This is a genomic window from Cupriavidus sp. 94F1 (assembly GCF_057798875.1).
This window is the reverse complement of sequence record NZ_JBYOJT010000009.1, coordinates 1-18,086: the sequence shown is the minus strand read 5'-3', so window position 1 is coordinate 18,086 and position 18,086 is coordinate 1. Positions and strand designations below refer to the sequence as shown.

Annotated in this window: 16 protein-coding genes; 6 read left to right on the top strand and 10 right to left on the bottom strand. The window is 67.3% G+C overall.

Annotation, left to right across the window (positions count from 1 at the left end):
- Position 1 precedes the first annotated feature (1 nt).
- A complete protein-coding gene (locus AC3FJ6_RS20360; RefSeq protein ID WP_153947305.1) occupies positions 2–1,141 on the top strand; it encodes a PilT/PilU family type 4a pilus ATPase in 1,140 nt (379 codons plus the stop codon).
- 55 nt (positions 1,142–1,196) lie between these two features.
- A complete protein-coding gene (locus AC3FJ6_RS20355) occupies positions 1,197–1,691 on the top strand; it encodes a glutathione peroxidase (RefSeq protein WP_400391373.1) in 495 nt (164 codons plus the stop codon).
- A gap of 33 nt (positions 1,692–1,724) precedes the next feature.
- Here the strand turns inward: AC3FJ6_RS20355 and AC3FJ6_RS20350 are convergent, their stop codons facing one another.
- The 10 genes from AC3FJ6_RS20350 to AC3FJ6_RS20305 all read right to left on the bottom strand — a co-directional run bounded on the left by AC3FJ6_RS20350 (position 1,725) and on the right by AC3FJ6_RS20305 (position 11,735).
- Positions 1,725–2,417: a helix-turn-helix transcriptional regulator gene (locus AC3FJ6_RS20350; protein WP_092601546.1), complete on the bottom strand. Its 693-nt coding sequence runs from the start codon at positions 2,415–2,417 to the stop codon at positions 1,725–1,727.
- A 7-nt stretch (positions 2,418–2,424) separates the two neighbouring features.
- Positions 2,425–2,850: a VOC family protein gene (locus AC3FJ6_RS20345; protein ID WP_488773486.1), complete on the bottom strand. Its 426-nt coding sequence runs from the start codon at positions 2,848–2,850 to the stop codon at positions 2,425–2,427.
- 75 nt (positions 2,851–2,925) lie between these two features.
- Positions 2,926–3,651 carry an LrgB family protein gene (locus tag AC3FJ6_RS20340; protein ID WP_153947309.1) on the bottom strand — a complete coding sequence of 242 codons (726 nt, stop codon included), beginning with the start codon at positions 3,649–3,651 and terminating at the stop codon, positions 2,926–2,928.
- The gene (locus AC3FJ6_RS20335) at positions 3,648–4,019 is read right to left on the bottom strand and encodes a CidA/LrgA family protein (RefSeq protein WP_400391383.1); all 372 of its coding nucleotides are present in this window, start codon (positions 4,017–4,019) and stop codon (positions 3,648–3,650) included. Before AC3FJ6_RS20335 ends, AC3FJ6_RS20340 begins: the two co-directional genes overlap by 4 nt.
- Before the next feature lie 168 nt (positions 4,020–4,187).
- Positions 4,188–5,459 (bottom strand): glycolate oxidase subunit GlcF, encoded by a 1,272-nt coding sequence (gene glcF / locus AC3FJ6_RS20330; protein ID WP_488773485.1) that lies wholly within the window; start codon positions 5,457–5,459, stop codon positions 4,188–4,190.
- Positions 5,460–5,501: 42 nt separating this feature from the next.
- Positions 5,502–6,617, bottom strand: coding sequence for a glycolate oxidase subunit GlcE (gene glcE / locus AC3FJ6_RS20325; protein WP_488773484.1), 1,116 nt, complete (start codon positions 6,615–6,617; stop codon positions 5,502–5,504).
- 48 nt (positions 6,618–6,665) lie between these two features.
- On the bottom strand, positions 6,666–7,604 hold the full coding sequence (locus AC3FJ6_RS20320) for an ion transporter (protein WP_400391391.1): 939 nt from the start codon (positions 7,602–7,604) through the stop codon (positions 6,666–6,668).
- A 79-nt stretch (positions 7,605–7,683) separates the two neighbouring features.
- Positions 7,684–9,195 (bottom strand): FAD-linked oxidase C-terminal domain-containing protein, encoded by a 1,512-nt coding sequence (locus AC3FJ6_RS20315; RefSeq protein ID WP_400391393.1) that lies wholly within the window; start codon positions 9,193–9,195, stop codon positions 7,684–7,686.
- A 220-nt stretch (positions 9,196–9,415) separates the two neighbouring features.
- Positions 9,416–10,306 (bottom strand): LysR substrate-binding domain-containing protein, encoded by an 891-nt coding sequence (locus AC3FJ6_RS20310; RefSeq protein ID WP_488773483.1) that lies wholly within the window; start codon positions 10,304–10,306, stop codon positions 9,416–9,418.
- Positions 10,307–10,316: 10 nt separating this feature from the next.
- On the bottom strand, positions 10,317–11,735 hold the full coding sequence (locus tag AC3FJ6_RS20305) for an FAD-binding oxidoreductase (protein ID WP_400391399.1): 1,419 nt from the start codon (positions 11,733–11,735) through the stop codon (positions 10,317–10,319).
- 193 nt (positions 11,736–11,928) lie between these two features.
- Here AC3FJ6_RS20305 and AC3FJ6_RS20300 point away from each other — a divergent pair, with 193 nt between their 5' ends.
- From AC3FJ6_RS20300 to AC3FJ6_RS20285, 4 genes are all read left to right on the top strand, one after another.
- Entirely contained in the window at positions 11,929–12,483 is a 555-nt protein-coding gene (locus AC3FJ6_RS20300; protein WP_488773482.1) for a cob(I)yrinic acid a,c-diamide adenosyltransferase, read from the top strand.
- Between the two features lie 169 nt (positions 12,484–12,652).
- Positions 12,653–14,599: a molecular chaperone DnaK gene (gene dnaK / locus AC3FJ6_RS20295; protein WP_400391406.1), complete on the top strand. Its 1,947-nt coding sequence runs from the start codon at positions 12,653–12,655 to the stop codon at positions 14,597–14,599.
- 174 nt (positions 14,600–14,773) lie between these two features.
- Positions 14,774–15,916, top strand: a complete 1,143-nt coding sequence (gene dnaJ / locus AC3FJ6_RS20290; RefSeq protein ID WP_092601499.1) for a molecular chaperone DnaJ — start codon at positions 14,774–14,776, stop codon at positions 15,914–15,916.
- Between the two features lie 114 nt (positions 15,917–16,030).
- Positions 16,031–17,890: a chorismate-binding protein gene (locus AC3FJ6_RS20285; protein ID WP_488773480.1), complete on the top strand. Its 1,860-nt coding sequence runs from the start codon at positions 16,031–16,033 to the stop codon at positions 17,888–17,890.
- The last annotated feature ends 196 nt before the right edge of the window (positions 17,891–18,086 follow it).

The following is an 18,086-nucleotide window of genomic DNA, read 5'->3' as shown; positions in this document are numbered from 1 at the left end:
CATGCTCGACCGCGAATCCGCATCGAAGTACATCAACGACCTGCTCGAGCTGATGGTGAACAACCGCGGCTCGGATCTGTTCATCACCTCCGAATTTCCGCCGGCCATCAAGGTCGACGGCAAGATCACGCCGGTCTCGCAGCAGCCGCTGAACCCGACGCAGGCGCTGGGCCTGGTGCGCTCGATCATGAACGAGCGCCAGGTGAAGGAGTTCGACGACACGCGCGAATGCAACTTCGCGATCACGGCGCCCAACGCGGGCCGCTTCCGGGTGTCGGCGTTCATCCAGCAGGGCCGCGCCGGCATGGTGGTGCGAACCATCAACACGCGCATCCCGTCGGTGGAAGACCTGGACCTGCCGCAGTCGCTGCATGACATCGTGATGTCCAAGCGCGGGCTGGTGATCGTGACCGGCGCCACGGGCTCGGGCAAGTCGACCTCGCTGGCGGCCATGCTGGACCACCGCAACGCGCACTCGTACGGCCACATCATCACGATCGAGGACCCGATCGAATACGTGCATGCGCACCAGAACTGCATCGTCACGCAGCGCGAGGTGGGCATCGATACCGAGTCGTGGCACATCGCGCTGAAGAACACGCTGCGCCAGGCGCCCGACGTGATCCTGATCGGCGAAATTCGCGACCGCGAGACGATGGAATACGCGATGCAGTACGCCGAGACGGGCCACCTGTGCCTGGCCACGCTGCACGCGAACAACGCCAACCAGGCCATCGACCGGATCGTGAACTTCTTCCCCGAGGAAAAGCGCCAGCAGCTGCTGATCGACCTGTCGCTGAACCTGAAGGCGATGATCTCGCAGCGTCTGCTGCCGCGCGCCGGCCGCAAGGGCCGCGTGCCGGCCGTGGAGATCATGATCGGCACGCCACTGGTGGCCGACCTGATCTTCAAGGGCGAGATCCACGAGCTCAAGGAAGTCATCAAGAAATCGCGTGAGCAGGGCATGATCTCGTTCGACCAGGCGCTGTTCGAACTGTACGAGGCCGAAAAGATCACCTACGAGGACGCGCTCAAGAACGCCGACTCGCTGAACGACCTGCGCCTGATGATCAAGCTCCATAGCACGCGGCATCGCGACGCGGATCTTGGCGCCGGCACCGAACACCTGAACGTGATCTGACGCAGGCGGCCGGGGCGCGGTATCCTTGCGCCCATTACCTTTCAGGAGACCGACGATGAGCAACGTCTACCAGTTCGAGGCCAGTTCGCTGGCAGGCCAGCCGGTGCCGCTGGCTGACTTCCGGGGCAAGGTGCTGCTGATCGTCAATACGGCCAGCGAGTGCGGCTTCACGCCCCAGTACGCGGGTCTGCAGACGCTGCAGGACAGCTACCAGACGCGCGGCTTTGATGTGCTGGGCTTTCCGTGCAACCAGTTCGGCAAGCAGGAGCCGGGCGATGCCGAACAGATCGGCGCGTTCTGCGAATCGCGCTTCCACGTCACCTTTCCGATGTTCGCGAAGATCGATGTCAACGGCGCCGATGCGCATCCGCTCTACAAGTGGCTGACGTCGGAAAAGCCGGGGCTGCTGGGCACGCAGGCCATCAAGTGGAATTTCACCAAGTTCCTGCTGCGCCGCGACGGCACGATCTTCAAGCGCTATGCGCCGACCACCAAGCCTGACGAGATTCGCGGCGACATCGAGACACTGCTGAGCGATCCGGGCGCCTGAAACAGACCGGCCGGCGACCGGCGGCGGCCGGCTTCAGCCGTGCGAGTCCGCCCGGACCGCGCGCAGGAAGCCGTTGAGCGAACGCTCCGGCGTTTCGTGGAAATGCTCGGCCAGCATGGTCAGCTTGCGGCAGCGGTCCAGCCGGAAGCTCCGGTAGTCCTCGCGCGCCGTGCACCAGGCGGCCACCAGCCAGACATTGCCCCAGAAGAACAACCCCAGCGGCTGCACCACGCGCACGGTGTCGCGCTGCTGCGCATCGGAATAGTCGATCTGCAGCAGCCGCTGCGCGCCGATGGCCGTGTGGACGATGTCGAACGCCTCGCGCACGGCGGGGTGGTTGGCATATTCGGGCGCGAAGATGCGGCTCTGCTGCGCGGCCAGGCGCCGTTGCGGCGGCAGGGCGGCCATCAGCTTTTCCAGCGATGGCTCGGCCGCGGCGGCCAGCGCGCCGCCGCCCCAGGCCTTGAGCAGGCGCAGGCCCGCCACCATGGCCTCCACTTCCATCGACGTGAACATCAGCGGCGGCACATCGTAATCGGGCCGCAGGCGGTAGCCGATGCCGGCTTCGCCCTCCACAGGCACGCCGGACAGCGACAGCGCCTGGATGTCGCGGTAGACCGTGCGTTCGGACACGCCCAGCCGCTGCGCGAGCAGCGCGGCCGTGGTCAGGCGGCGCCCGCGCAGGACCTGGACGATCTGGAAAAGGCGGTCGGCGCGTCGGCTCATGGCGGCGTCAGTGCGCGACGGCGGCGGGTGCGGCAACCATGGCCGGTTCGTGCAGGCCGATCCGGTTGCCTTCACTGTCGGTGATATGGGCGAAGCGGCCCATGTTGTCGGGCAACTGTACCGGGCCGCGCACGGTGCGGCCTCCGGCATAGGTGACGCGCGCCAGCACGTCGTCAAGTTGGGGGGCGTTGAAATACGGCACCGGGCCGTAGAACGCGCTGGACCGGTATTGCTCGCCGCGCACCAGCGCACCGGCCGAGCTGGCATGGGTGAATACGGCCAGGTCGACGTCGCCCACGGTTTCGCGGCGTAGCGGATGCTCGAACACCGTTTCGTAGAACTGCATTGCGCGCTTCATGTCGGTCACCGGGATTTCCAGCCAGTTGACCAGTGCATTGGACGGGTTGGCCATGGTGGCGCTCCTCTTCGTCATGTCGGGAGACCGGATCATGCGCGGACACTCCTGACAGCGTGCTGTCAGGAGCATGTCAGGGGCCCGGGTGAGGTCTCAATGCGGCATCCAGGCCGCCATCACCGGCACCAGGATGGCCGTCAGTACGCCATTCAGCCCCATGCCCAGCGCCGAAAACGCGCCGGCCTCCTGGCTGACCTGAAACGCCCGGGCCGTGCCGATGCCGTGGGCTGCCACGCCCGTGGCAAAGCCGCGCACGGTGTAGTCGCGCACGCGCAGCAGGTTCAGCAGGCCGGTGGCGCTGATTGCGCCGATGATGCCGGTGGCCATCACCAGCACGGCGGTCAGCGACGGCAGGCCGCCGATCTTCTCGGACACGCCCATCGCGATCGGGATCGTCACCGACTTCGGCGCCAGCGACAGCACCACCTCGGGCGAGGCCCCAAGCAGGTAGGCGATGCCCACCGCCGACACCACGGCGGCCACCGAACCGGCCAGCAAGCCGGCCAGCAGCGGCAGCACATTGCTGCGCAGCTTCGGCAACTGCGTGTACAGCGGCACAGCCAGCGCCACGGTGGCCGGCCCCAGCAGGAAGTGCACGAACTGCGCGCCGTCGAAGTAGGTCTTGTACGGCGTGCCAGTCACGGTCAGCACCGTGACCAGGATGGCCACCGAGATCATCACCGGATTGGCCAGCGGCGAGAACCGCGCCCGTTCGTAGATGCGGAACGCGAACACATAGGCAATCAGCGTGGCGGTCAGCCCGATCAGCGGACTGGCGGCCAGGTACACCCAGATTTCATTGAGACGCGGCGACATCATGGCTGGGCTCCGGCATCCACGGCATCGGCGGGCGGCTTGCGCATCAGTGCCCGCGTGACCAGCGCGGTCACGGCGATGGCCACCCAGGTGGAGATCACCAGCGCGATGACGATCGGCAGCCATTCGCTGCCGATGCGGTTGGCATGCACCATGATGCCGACGCCGGCCGGCACGAACAGCAGCGACAGGTGCTTGAGCAGGTCATTGGCCGAGCCCTGGATCACGGGCAGCAGCCGGTTGTCGAATACGAGCCAGCCGAACAGCAGCAACATGCCGAGCACGGGACCGGGCACGGGCAGGCGCAAGGCGTAGCTGATGACTTCGCCCACGGTCTGGAAGACCAGCAGGATGGCAAACGTCTGGAGCATGGGGGCAGCTTGGGAGAATCCGATGTGCCGCCATGTTACTCCCGGACAAGATGTGTGCAAGATGAGGCGCCGGGCCGTTGCGCCGGGAACACGGCCCTCGCCATGCAGGCGCTGGTCCCTCTCCCCCGACCCCTCTCCCGCCTTGCGGGAGAGGGGAGCAACCATCCCCTACGCCGCCTGCGCCGCCACTGTCGGCGCCAGCATGCGGTCCACCAGCTCCACCCAATGGATCACCGGCGTGTCCGTGCCACTTTGCAGGTGCGTGATGCAGCCGATATTGGCCGTGGCGATGGCATCGGGCGACGTGGCCTGGAGCTTGCCCAGCTTGTCGTCGCGCAGCTTGTACGACAGCTCGGGCTGCAGTACCGAGTACGTGCCCGCCGAGCCGCAGCACAGGTGGCTGTCTGCGCAGAGCCGCACGTCCACGCCCAGGCGCGTCAGCAGCGATTCCACCTTGCCGCGGATCTGCTGGCCGTGCTGCAGCGTGCAGGGCGGATGCCACGCCACGCGGCGGCCATCGCGCGGCACCGCGCCGGCCAGCCGGTGCAGGTCGTCGGCGAAGTCGGGCAGCAGCTCGGACAGGTCGCGCGTCAGCGCCGACACGCGTGCGGCCCGTTCGGCGTACTTCGGATCATTGCGCAGCAGGTGGCCGTAGTCCTTGACCATCGCGCCGCAGCCCGATGCCGTCATGACGATGGCCTCGGCGCCGGCCTGGATATGGGGCCACCAGGCGTCGATGTTGGCGCGCATGTTGTCGAGCCCGCCCGCATGGTCGCCGGTGTGGAAGCGGATCGCGCCACAACAGCCGGCCTCGCGCGCCAACACCAGTTGCACACCGAGCTTGTCGAGCACACGCGCCGTCGCGGCATTGATGTTGGGCGACATGGCGGGCTGCACACAGCCGTCGAGCAACAGCATCTTGCGCGGATGCTCGCTGCGCGGCCAGGTGCCCGGCGGCGTCGGGTGCGCCGGAACCTTGTTGCGCAGCGTCTGCGGCAGCAGCGGCCGCACGATCTGGCCCAGCTTCAGCGCCGGGCCGAACAGCCCGGGCCGGGTCAGGCCCTCGCGCAGCATCCAGCGCGCGATGCGCTGTTTGGCGGGGCGCTGGACGCCCTGTTCGGCCAGCCGGTCATCGACGATCTGCCGGCCGATGTCGACCAGGCGCCCGTACGTGACCCCCGACGGGCAGGTCGATTCGCAGTTGCGGCAGGTCAGGCAGCGGTCCAGGTGCAGGCGCGTGCTTTCGGTCACCGTGCTGCCTTCGAGCACCTGCTTCATCAGGTAGATGCGCCCGCGCGGGCCGTCCAGTTCGTCACCGAGCAGCTGGTAGGTGGGGCAGGTGGCGGTACAGAAGCCGCAGTGCACGCATTTGCCGACGATCGATTTCGCCTCTTCGCCTTCGGGCGTGTTGCGCAGGAATTCGGCCAGTGTGGTTTGCATGGTGGGGGATCGTTATCGTTGGGGACCGTGTCCGGACGTGGCTCAAAGCCCGCTGTACATGCGCTGCGGATTGAAGATGCCCGCTGGATCGAAGCTGGCCTTCAGCCGCCGGTGGATCGCCGCCAGCGGCGCCGCGAGCGGCGTGAACACGCCCACGGCCTTGTCGCCGTTGCGGAACAGCGTGGCATGGCCACCCACGGCCTGCGCGGTTGCGCGGACGTGGTCGGCCGACGCGGCGCTGTCGTCGGGCGCCAGCCACCAACGCTGGCCGCCGCCCCATTCCACCAGTTGCTCGCCGGGCAGGTCCAGCGGTGTTGTCACCGGCGGGACGGCAATGCGCCACAGCGCGCGGCCGGCGTCGCGTGCCGGGGTGAAGAACGGATAGGTCTGCTCGCGCAGGGCGGTCCACAGCTGTCGGGCGTGGCTGGCATCCACCACCTCGCCGCCCAGGCTGTCGCGCGCCGCGCAAACGGCGGCGGTGGCGCCGCTCAGGCGCACACACAGCACGCCGTCATGCCAGGCCGACGCCGCGATCGGCAACGGCTTGCCGCCCCATTTGTTGAGCTGGTCGATGGCGTCGGCCTGGGACAACGCAAAGCGCAGCGTGGCGTCGTCGAACGGCACGGGCAGCACCTTCAGCGATACCTCGGTGACCAGGCCCAGCGTGCCGAGCGAGCCGGCCAGCAGGCGCGATACATCGTAGCCGGCCACGTTCTTCATGACCTGCCCGCCGAAGTTCAGGATCTCGCCCTTGCCGTCCATCAGCTGCGCGCCAAGCACGAAATCGCGCAGGGCGCCCACCGACTGTCGGCGCGGCCCCGACAGCCCCGCCGCGAAGGCGCCGCCCAGCGTGGCGGTGCTGGCCTGGCCGTGCGCGGCGAAATGGGGCGCCTCGAAGGCCAGCATCTGGCGGCGCTCGGCCAGCACGTCCTCGATCTCGGCCAGCGGCGTGCCGCAGCGCGCGGTGATCACCAGCTCGGCCGGGTCATAGTCGACGATGCCGCGATACGCGCGCGTGTCGAGCACGGTGCCGATCAGCGCCTGGCCGTAGAAATCCTTGCTGCCGCCGCCGCGCAGCCGCAGCGGAGTGCGGCTGTCGCCGGCCTGGCGAATCGCGTCGCGGAAGGTCGCGAGGGTGGCGTCGAGGGTGGCTTGCATGAGGACGTGTCGTGATAGGGTGGGTGGGTCAGGGGCGCATCGGGCCAATCATGGGCGCGGCGGCCTGGGTGGCGGCCGGTTCTCCACGGCGCCTTCGAGCCGGCCCTCCAGGCCTGGCTCGCTGCGGTACGCCGGCAGCGCGCTGCCGCAGTGCTGGCAGAACCTGGCGGACGGCTCGTGCCCTTCGGTCAGGCATTGCTCGCACGAGCGCGTGGTCAGCGGCCGCTTGATGATGCTGGCGGCCAGCTCGGCGCCGACGATGCCGGTCGGGAAGGCGATGATCCCGTAGCCCAGCAGGATCGTCAGCGACGTGATGAACTGCCCGATCGGCGTCTTCGGCACCATGTCGCCGAAGCCCGTGGTGGTCAGCGTGACGATGGCCCAGTACATGCTGAGCGGAATGCTGGTGAAGCCGTGCTCGGGGCCTTCGACCACGTACATCACGGTGCCCAGGATCACCGTGATGATGAACACGGTGGCCAGGAACACGAAGATCTTGCGCCGGCTGTTGGCCAGTGCGCGGGCCAGGATCTCGGCCTCCTCGAAGTACACCGTGAGCTTGAGGATCCGGAACACCCGCAGCAGGCGCAGCAGCCGCACGTCGATCAGGAACGCCAGCTCGGGCACGAAGAACGACGCCCAGGTGGGCATGATCGAGATGAAGTCGATGATGCCGTAGAAGCTCAGCGCGTAGCGCAGCGGGCGCTTCACCACGCACAGCCGCATGACGTACTCGGCCGTGAACAGCAGCGTGAACATCCATTCCAGCGCCGTGAACGCCGTGCCCAGCCGGGCGTGGATGGACGGCACGCTGTCCAGCATCACCACGCCGACGCTGGCGACGATGGCGATCAGCAGCACGACGTCGAACAGTCGCCCCGGGCGTGTGTCGGCTTCGAAGATGATCGTGTACCAGTGCTGGCGCCAGCCCGATTCGGGCTGGCCCAGGCGCTGGCGGATCATGGCGTTGGTGTGGCGTTGTGGCATGTCTGACGAAACGGGTAAGCGGGGGCGGGTGGATAAACAGGCGGCGTGCCGCCATCCCCCGCCGGGCCCGGCGCGTCGATCAGAATCGCGGGATGTCGGGGTGGGGCAGCAGGCCGCGCCTGACGTGCATCTTGCCGTATTCGGCACAGCGTGCCAGCGTCGGGATGGCCTTGTCCGGGTTGAGCAGGCGCGCGGGATCGAACGCCGCCTTCACGCCGAAGAACGCCTCGCATTCCTCGCGCGAGAACTGCACGCACATCGAATTGAGCTTTTCGACGCCCACGCCATGCTCGCCGGTCACGGTGCCGCCCAGTTCGACGCAGGTCTCCAGGATGTCGGCGCCAAACAGTTCGGCGCGGTGCCATTCATCGACGTCGCCGCCATCGAACAGGATCAGCGGGTGCATGTTGCCATCGCCGGCATGGAACACGTTGATGCACCGCAAGCCGTACTTCTGCTCCATCCGTTCGATGCGCTTGAGCAGCGTGCCGATGTGCTTGCGCGGGATGGTGCCGTCCATGCAGTAGTAGTCGGGCGAGATACGGCCGGCGGCCGGGAAGGCATTCTTGCGGCCGCTCCAGAAGCGCAGGCGCTCGGCCTCGTTCTGCGACACCGTGATGCGCGTGGCGCCCGAAGCGCGCAGCACCTCGCTCATGCGGCCGATTTCCTCGGCCACTTCCTCGGGCGTGCCGTCCGACTCGCACAGCAGGATGGCGGCGGCATCGAGGTCGTAGCCGGCCTTGACGAATTCCTCCACGGCGGCCGTGGCGGGGCGATCCATCATCTCCAGGCCGGCCGGGATGATGCCCGCGGCAATCACGTCGGCCACGGCATTGCCGCCTTTTTCCACGTCGTCGAAGCTGGCCATGATGACCTGCGCCAGCTGCGGCTTGGGGATGAGCCGGACGGTGACCTCGGTGACCACCGCCAGCATGCCTTCGGAGCCGATGATCGTGGCCAGCAGGTCCAGGCCCGGCGAATCGGGCGCCTCGGAGCCGAACACGACCACATCGCCCTCCATCGTCACCGCGCGTACGCGCAGCACGTTGTGGACGGTCAGCCCGTACTTCAGGCAATGCACGCCGCCGGAGTTCTCGGCCACGTTGCCGCCGATGGAGCAGGCGATCTGCGACGACGGGTCGGGTGCGTAATAGAGATTGTGCGGCGCGGCCGCTTCGGAAATGGCCAGGTTGCGCACGCCGGGCTGGACCACCGCCGTGCGCGAATACGGATCGACCGACAGGATGCGCTTGAACTTGGCCAGCGACAGCACCAGGCCGCCCGCGACCGGCATGGCGCCGCCGGACAGGCTGGTGCCGGAACCACGCGGCACTACGGGCACGCCGAGTTCGTGGCACAGGCGCAGCACGGCGCAGACCTGGTCCTCGGTGTCGGGCAGCACCACGGCATCGGGCACCTGCCGGTAGGCGGCCAGGCCATCGCACTCGTAGGGGACGGTGTCTTCGGCCCGCCACAGCACGGCCGCGTCGGGCAGGATGGCCGACAGCCGGGCCAGCAGCGCGGCACGGCGGCCATCGGCGGCTTGGGCGGATACATCCGCAACGGTGCGGGCGTCTTGCGGGGCGTTCATGGCAGCAACTCCTGTGACGGACCGGGCGCCGCATGCTGCTTCGCAGGCACGCGGCCGGGACGGCAGACTATAGCGCAGGCACCTCGCCAGGCGGGCGCCCGGGCACGTGAATTCCGCATGCCGACCCGATCAAAATGGTTCATGCCGGCGCGGGCAGGGGGGCGGCACCGGCGCACACCGTCGTCGGGCAGGGGACGCTTCCAGCGTAGTGGCTCAGGCGCTACCAGTCCAGCCCGAGCAGCCAGTCGATGAAGTAGCGCGCCTCGGGCAGCAGCGGCGCCTGCTCGCGCTCGACGATGTAATAGCCGTGCGGCGAGATCGATTCCACATCGAGCAGCTTGACCATCTGGCCGGCCGCCAGCCACTGGCGCGCCATGCGCTGGCGCACCAGGCCCACGCCCTGGTTCGACACGATGGCCTCCAGCATCAGGCCGATGTCGTTGAACTGGGCGCCGGTCTGCGGCTCGGGCCAGTCCAGGCCCGCCGTCTCGAACCACGGGCGCCACGGTTCCAGCGGGCTGCGCAGCAGCGTCAGGTTGTGCAGGTCCTCGGGCCTGGTGATGGCAAAGCCGTTCACGCGCTCGTAGTATTCGCGGCCGCACGCCGGGAACACCGGCTCCACCAGCAGCTTGGTGGTCTTCAGGTCCGGATAGCGGCCCGTGCCGTAGCGGATCTCGATGTCGGTATCCTCTGCCTTCACATCCAGGAACGGCACCGCCAGGTGCAGTTCCAGGTCGATATGCGGATACAGCGCGCTGAACTCGGGCAGGCGCGGCACCAGGTGCTGGCGCCCGAAGGTGGGCGGAATGGCCACGCGCAGGCGCGTGCGCAGCTTGTTGTACTCGGGGCGCGCCAGTTCGTTGAGCGATTTCAGCGCATCCTGCACGTTGCGCTGGTAGCGCGTGCCGGCCGCCGTGAGCCGCAGCGCGGCGTTCGAGCGCACGAACAGGTCCTCGCCCCAGAGCTCCTCCAGGTTCTTGATGCGATGCGAAACCGCGCTGGGCGTGACCGACAGTTCCTCGGCCGCGCGGGCAAAGCTGCCCAGGCGCGCCGCCGATTCGAAGGCGATCAGCAGGTGCAGCGGCGGAACGCGTTGGAAGACCGATGCCATGGCCGCGGGCTCAGCGCGACGCGCTGAAGATCTTGCCCGGGTTCAGGATGTGGTTCGGGTCCAGCGCGTCCTTGATGGCGCGCATCAAGTCCAGCGCGTCCTCGCCGTGCTCCTGCACCAGAAAGCCGATCTTGTGCAGCCCCACGCCATGCTCGCCGGTGCAAGTGCCGCCCATCGACAGCGCGCGCTCGACGATCCGGCGGTTGATGGCCTCGGCCTCGGCCATTTCCTCGGGCTTGCCGGTATCGACCAGGATCGCCACGTGGAAATTGCCGTCGCCGACATGGCCGACGATCGGGCAGGGCAGCGACGATGCGTTCAGGTCGCGCTCGGTCTCGGTCACGCAATCGGCCAGGCGCGAAATCGGCACGCAGACGTCGGTGGTCACCGCGCGGCAGCCGGGCTTGAGCTGCAGCATCGCAAAGTAGGCCGTGTGACGGGCATTCCAGAGCCGCGTGCGGTCTTCGGGGCGGGTGGCCCACTCGAAGCCCTGGCCGCCATGCTCGGCCACGATCTCCTGCACGGTCTCGGCCTGCTCGCGCACGCCGGCCTCGGTGCCGTGGAATTCGAAGAACAGGTGCGGGGTCTCGGGCAGCGTCAGGTTGTCGTGGCGGTTGATGGCGCGGATGGCCAGCGCATCGACGAATTCCACGCGCGCCACGGGCACGCCCAGCTGGATGGTCTGGATGGTGGCACGCACCGCGTCGCCCATGCTCGGGAACGCGCATACGGCAGCCGAAATGGCCTCGGGCTGCGGATACAGGCGCACCGTGACCTCGGTGATGATGCCCAGCGTGCCTTCGCTACCGATGAACAGGCGGGTCAGGTCGTAGCCGGCCGACGACTTGCGCGCGTGGGTGCCGGTGCGGATCACGCGGCCGTCGGCCATGACCACGGTCAAGGCCAGCACGTTTTCGCGCATGGTGCCGTAGCGCACGGCGTTGGTGCCCGACGCGCGCGTGGCGCACATGCCGCCCAGCGACGCGTCCGCGCCCGGGTCGATCGGGAAGAACAGGCCCGTGTCCTTGATTTCCTGGTTCAGCTGCTTGCGCGTGACGCCGGGCTGCACGGTGACGGTCAGGTCTTCGGGATGGACGGCCAGCACGCGGTTCATTTGCGACAGGTCAAGGCTGACCCCGCCGGCAACGGCCAGCAGGTGGCCTTCGAGCGACGAACCGGCGCCGTAGGGAATCAGCGGCACGCCGTGGGTGTTGCACAGCCTGGCCACCTCGGCCACTTCCTCGGTGCTGTGGGCAAATACCACGGCATCGGGCAGGGCGGGCGGAAATGGCGATTCGTCGCGGCCATGGTGCTCGCGCACGCCGTTCGAGGTGGAAAAGCGGTCGCCGAAACGGGAGGTCAGGGCATCGGCCAGCGCGGACGGGAACGGGCGGCGCGCCAGGGCGGCGGCAGGTGTGGGGTGGTTCATGCGGGTCTCCGGGCGGGCCGTATGGCTCTGTATGCAATGGAATGCCGCTATTCTACGACTCGCCTACGCCGCGTGCGCCACCTGATGGGCGGGCAATGGCCGCCATCCGGCCGATAAACGGCCATCCCGGACCGGAAGCAGGCCATAATTGCGCCACTTCGAAGCACCAACCCCAGAAAACGAGGAGACCGGCATGGGCAACCGCCTGTCCAAGATTGCCACGCGCACCGGCGATGCCGGCACCACCGGGCTCGGTGACGGCAGCCGCGTGGGCAAGAACAGCCTGCGCATTGCCGCCATCGGCGACGTCGACGAGCTGAATTCCCAGATCGGCCTGCTGCTGACCGAGCCGGACCTGCCGGCCGACGTGCGCGATGCGCTGCTTCATATCCAGCACGACCTGTTCGACCTCGGTGGCGAACTGTCGATTCCCGGATACACCCTGCTAAAGGAACCCCAGGTGGCGCAGCTCGATACCTGGCTGGAGCACTACAACGCCAGCCTGCCCCGCCTGGCGGAATTCATCCTGCCGGGGGGCAGCCGCACCGCCGCCCACGCCCATGTCTGCCGCACCGTGTGCCGGCGCGCCGAGCGTTCCCTGGTGGAACTGGGCGCCGCCGAATCGCTCAACGACGCGCCGCGCCAGTACCTGAACCGGCTCTCGGACCTGCTTTTCGTACTGGCTCGCGTGCTGAATCGCGTGGACGGCGGCACCGACGTGTTGTGGCAGCGCGGGCGGCCGTCCTGATTGTGACGAATAACTAACTTTCAGCCGGCTGGCGGGTCTGGCCGGATAAACCGAGAAAATTACTCGGATTTGCAGATTACACCCTTGAAATGGCCCGGGACGGCCACATTTCGCTCTCAGTCGAGATTGCAGTCCCTGACTGAGAGACAGGGCAATAGGAGAGAACACTATGGGTAAGATCATCGGTATCGACCTGGGTACCACCAACAGCTGCGTGTCGGTCCTGGAAGGCAACACGCCAAAGGTCATCGAAAACTCGGAAGGCGCGCGCACCACGCCGTCGATCATCGCCTACATGGAAGATGGCGAGATCCTGGTGGGCGCCCCGGCCAAGCGCCAGGCCGTGACCAATCCGCGCAACACGCTGTATGCCGTGAAGCGCCTGATCGGCCGCAAGTTCGAGGAGAAGGAAGTCCAGAAGGACATCGGCCTGATGCCGTACTCGATCGTCAAGGCCGACAACGGCGACGCCTGGGTTGGCGTGCGCGACCAGAAGCTGGCCCCGCCGCAGGTGTCGGCCGAAGTGCTGCGCAAGATGAAGAAGACCGCCGAGGACTACCTGGGCGAGCCGGTGACCGAGGCCGTGATCACGGTGCCGGCGTACTTCAACGACTCGCAGCGCCAGGCCACCAAGGACGCCGGCCGCATCGCGGGCCTGGAAGTCAAGCGCATCATCAACGAACCGACCGCCGCGGCGCTCGCGTTCGGCATGGACAAGAACGAGAAGGGCGACCGCAAGATTGCGGTGTATGACCTGGGTGGCGGCACGTTCGACATCTCGATCATCGAAATCGCCGACGTCGATGGCGAGAAGCAGTTCGAAGTGCTGTCGACCAATGGCGACACGTTCCTGGGCGGCGAAGACTTCGACCAGCGCATCATCGACTACATCATCGGCGAGTTCAAGAAGGAACAGGGCGTCGATCTGTCGAAGGACGTGCTGGCCCTGCAGCGCCTGAAGGAAGCCGCCGAAAAGGCCAAGATCGAACTGTCGAGCTCGCAGCAGACCGAGATCAACCTGCCGTACATCACGGCCGACGCCTCGGGTCCGAAGCACTTGAACCTGAAGATCACGCGCGCCAAGCTCGAAGCCCTGGTGGAAGACCTGATCGCCCGCACGATCGAACCGTGCCGTACCGCGATCAAGGACGCCGGCGTCAAGGTCAGCGACATCGACGACGTGATCCTGGTGGGCGGCATGACCCGCATGCCGAAGGTGCAGGAGCAGGTGCGCGAGTTCTTCGGCAAGGAAGCCCGCAAGGACGTGAACCCGGACGAAGCCGTGGCCGTGGGTGCCGCCATCCAGGGTTCGGTGCTGTCGGGTGACCGTACCGACGTGCTGCTGCTGGACGTGACGCCGCTGTCGCTGGGCATCGAGACGCTGGGTGGCGTGATGACCAAGATGATCTCGAAGAACACGACCATCCCGACCAAGCACGCCCAGGTGTTCTCGACCGCTGACGACAACCAGCCGGCCGTGACGATCAAGGTGTTCCAGGGCGAGCGCGAGATGGCCAGCGGCAACAAGCTGCTGGGCGAGTTCAACCTGGAAGGCATTCCGCCGTCGCCGCGCGGCATGCCGCAGATCGAGGTCTCGTTCGACATCGACGCCAACGGCATTCTGCACGTGGGCGCCAAGGACAAGGCCACCGGCAAGGAAAACCGCATCACGATCAAGGCGAACTCGGGTCTGTCGGAAGACGAGATCCAGCGCATGGTGAAGGACGCCGAGGCCAACGCCGAGGAAGACAAGAAGGCCCGCGAGCTGGCCGATGCCCGCAACCAGGCCGATGCGCTGATCCATTCGACCCGCAAGGCCCTGACCGAGCATGGCGACAAGCTCGAGGCCGGCGAGAAGGAAAAGATCGAAGCCGCGATCAAGGAACTGGAAGACGCCGCACGCGGCGGCGACAAGACCGAGATCGATGCCAAGGTCAATGCGCTGTCCGAAGTCAGCCAGAAGCTCGGCGAGAAGGTCTATGCCGACATGCAGGCCAAGGCCGGTGAAGCCGGCGCGGCGGGTGCAGGCGCGGCCGGTGCCGGCCAGCAGCAGGCCCAGCCCCAGGACGATAACGTCGTGGACGCCGAGTTCAAGGAAGTGAACGACAAGAAGTAAGCGGGAAGGGGGCGGCGGCGCGGGTGATGCCGGCGCCGCTGCCCGTTCCCGACGCCGGGCGACGGTGGTCTGACTCACGGTGCAAACCACGGTCGGACACCGCGCTCGGCTTTTTTGCTTATCGCCCGCCGGGTGTTTTCATGACCCGCCGGGCCCATCAGGTATTGAGCCACCATGGCAAAACGTGACTACTACGAAGTGCTCGGGGTAGGCAAGAACGCGAGCGAAGATGAGATCAAGAAGGTTTATCGCAAGCTCGCGATGAAGTACCACCCGGACCGCAATCCGGACAACAAGGAAGCCGAGGAAAAATTCAAGGAGGCCAAGGAAGCCTACGAGATGCTTTCCGACCCCGAGAAGAAGGCTGCCTATGACCAGTACGGCCATGCGGGCGTGGACCCGAACATGGCCGGCGGCTTCGGCGCCGGCGGGTTTGGCGGCGGCGGCTTCGCCGAGGCGTTTGGCGACATCTTCGGCGACATCTTCGGCCAGGCGGCCGGCGGTGGCGGCCGGCGCGGCAACGGCCCGCAGGCCTACCGGGGCGCCGACCTGCGCTACAGCATGGAGATCTCGCTGGAGCAGGCCGCGCACGGCCACGAGGCGCAGATCCGCGTGCCGCACTGGGACGATTGCGATCACTGCCACGGCAACGGCGCCGAGCCAGGGTCGTCGGTGGAAACCTGCCCGACCTGTAACGGCGTAGGCCAGGTACGTGTGTCGCAGGGCTTCTTCACGATGCAGCAGACCTGCCCGAAGTGCCACGGCAGCGGCAAGTTCATCCCCAAGCCATGCACCAAGTGCCACGGCCAGGGCAAGCTGAAGTCGCAGAAGACGCTCGAAGTGAAGATTCCGGCCGGGATCGACGAAGGCATGCGCATCCGCTCTTCGGGCAATGGCGAGCCGGGCATCAACGGCGGCCCCCCGGGCGATCTGTACGTCGAAGTGCATATCAAGCCGCACGAGGTATTCGAGCGTGATGGCGACGACCTGCACTGCCAGATGCCGATCTCGTTCGCCACGGCGGCGCTGGGCGGCGAGCTCGAGGTGCCGACGCTGGGCGGCAAGGCCAGTTTCCCGGTGCCCGAAGGCACGCAGGGCGGCAAGACGTTCCGGCTGCGCGGCAAGGGCATCAAGGGCGTGCGCTCGGGCTATCCCGGCGACCTGTACGTGCATGTGAACGTGGAAACGCCGGTCAAGCTGACTGACGCCCAGAAGGAACTGCTGCGCCAGTTCGACCGCTCGGTGCACGAAGGCGGTTCGCGCCACAGCCCGCAGGAGCAATCCTGGCTGGACAAGGTGAAGAGCTTCTTCAGCTAAGCCTTCGCGCCGCTGGAAACAGAAACCGGCTACGTGAGCAACGTGGCCGGTTTTTTTATGTATCGTTGGTGCTGGAACGGCCCGGTCCGTCTCCCGACCACGTTCGCCAGATTGATGTCTCTCACCGATCCCTTCGTTCTGCTCGACGATGCCCACGCGCCTGGCGTCGCCGCATCGCGCCTGTACACCGGCTTCGTACGCCAGGACATCGTGCCGGCCGGCACCGATGCCGCCGCGCTCGACGCACTGCTGGCACAAGGCTGGCGCGACGGCCTGCACGTTGCCCTGTTTGCGCCGTACGAGTTCGGCGGCCATCTCGTCGGCGCTCCGGTCCATCTGGACGAACGGCTACCGTTCCACGATGGCGCCTTGCGCCTGCTGTGGTTCCGTACGCTGACGCTGCTCGACGCCGGACAGGTGAAGCAGTGGGTCGATGCCCAGGCCCGGCCCGGCCCGGCTGGCGTGCTCGACGTGGCCGGCAACCTGTCGCGCGAACAGTACACCGCCGCCATCGCGCGCATCCATGCGTACATCGAGGCGGGCGATACCTACCAGGTCAACTTCACGCAACGGCTCGGTTTCCAGGCGTTCGGCGATCCGGTGGCCTTCTACGCCGCGCTGCGCGATGCCCAGCCCGTGCCGTTCGGCGCGCTGGCACGGTTGCCCGGCGATGGCTGGGTGCTGTCGTTGTCACCGGAACTGTTCGTGGCGCACGATGGCGGGGGCCATCTGGTGGCCCGCCCGATGAAAGGCACGGCCCCGCGCACCGGCGATGCCGACGTGGATGCACGATCGGCCAGGGTCCTGGCCGCCGATCCGAAGAATCGCGCCGAGAACGTGATGATCGTCGACCTTCTGCGCAACGACCTGGGTCGCCTGGCCGTGCCCGGCAGCGTGGCGGTGCCCAATCGGTTTGTAGTGGAGCCGTTCGGCCGCGTGCTGCAGATGACGTCCACGGTCACCGCCACGGCGCAGGCCGGCACGTCGTTCGGCAGCCTGATGCAGGCGCTGTTCCCGTGCGGGTCGATCACGGGCGCACCCAAGCGCCGCACCATGCAGATCATCGCCGAACTGGAATCCTCGCCACGCGGGCTCTACACGGGGTCGATTGGCTGGCTCGACGCGCCGCGCGCCGGTGGCGCGCTGGGCGCTTTCGGCATGTCCGTAGCAATCCGTACGCTGGTGCTGGCCGCAGCCGACGAGACCGGCCTGCGGCGCGGCGAGATGGGCGTGGGCGGCGGCATCGTCCATGACAGCGTGGCCGACGACGAGTTCGCCGAATGCGGCTGGAAGGCGCGCTTCCTGACGGCGCATGACCCGGGCTTCACGCTGTTCGAGACCATGCATGCGCACGACGGCGTCGTGCTGCATCGCGAACGGCATCTCGCGCGCATCGCAAAATCTTCAAAAACTTGTGGATTCGCATTCGACACACCGGCCGCTCGTGCTGCGTTGCAGGCCGAGGCCGCGCGGCTGGGCGACGGCGACTGGCGCTTGCGGATGAGCGTCGACAAGCGCGGCGGCATCGCCTTTGCCAGCGGACCGCTCGCGCCGCTGCCAGCCGCGACAGTCGATCTCGAAATGGCGGAACTGCGATTGCCCGTGGCCGATCCGCTGCGCCGCCACAAGCTCAGCGCGCGTCATACCTTCGATCAGGGCTGGCAGGCCGCGGAGCGTGCCGGGGCATTCGACTGCCTGTTCTTCAACACGCGCGACGAACTGCTCGAAGGTGGCCGCAGCTCGGTGTTCGTCAAGGTCGATGGGCAGTGGCTGACGCCGCCGCTGTCTGCCGACATCCTGCCCGGCGTGATGCGCGCGGTGGTGCTGGAGGCGGGCGACGCGCTGATCGACGGCCCGGTGGCCGAGACGACAGTGACGCGAGAGGCGGTGCGGAGGGCCGAGGCGATCGTCATCGCCAATGCGCTGAGGGGGACGATGCGGGGGCGGTTGCGTGACGCACCGTCTACTGATTGACTCCCCTCTCCCGCACGCGGGAGAGGGGTTGGGGGAGAGGGCAAACGCTTCGGCTGCGAGATCCTCGCTTGGTACCGCAATCGCCGGGGGGGGGCGCCCCCCCCCCCCCCCCCCCCCCGGCCGGGGGGCCCCCCCCCCCCCCCGGTGTTTTTTAAAAGAGAAAAAAAAATTAAAAAAACAGGCAAAAAACGGGAAA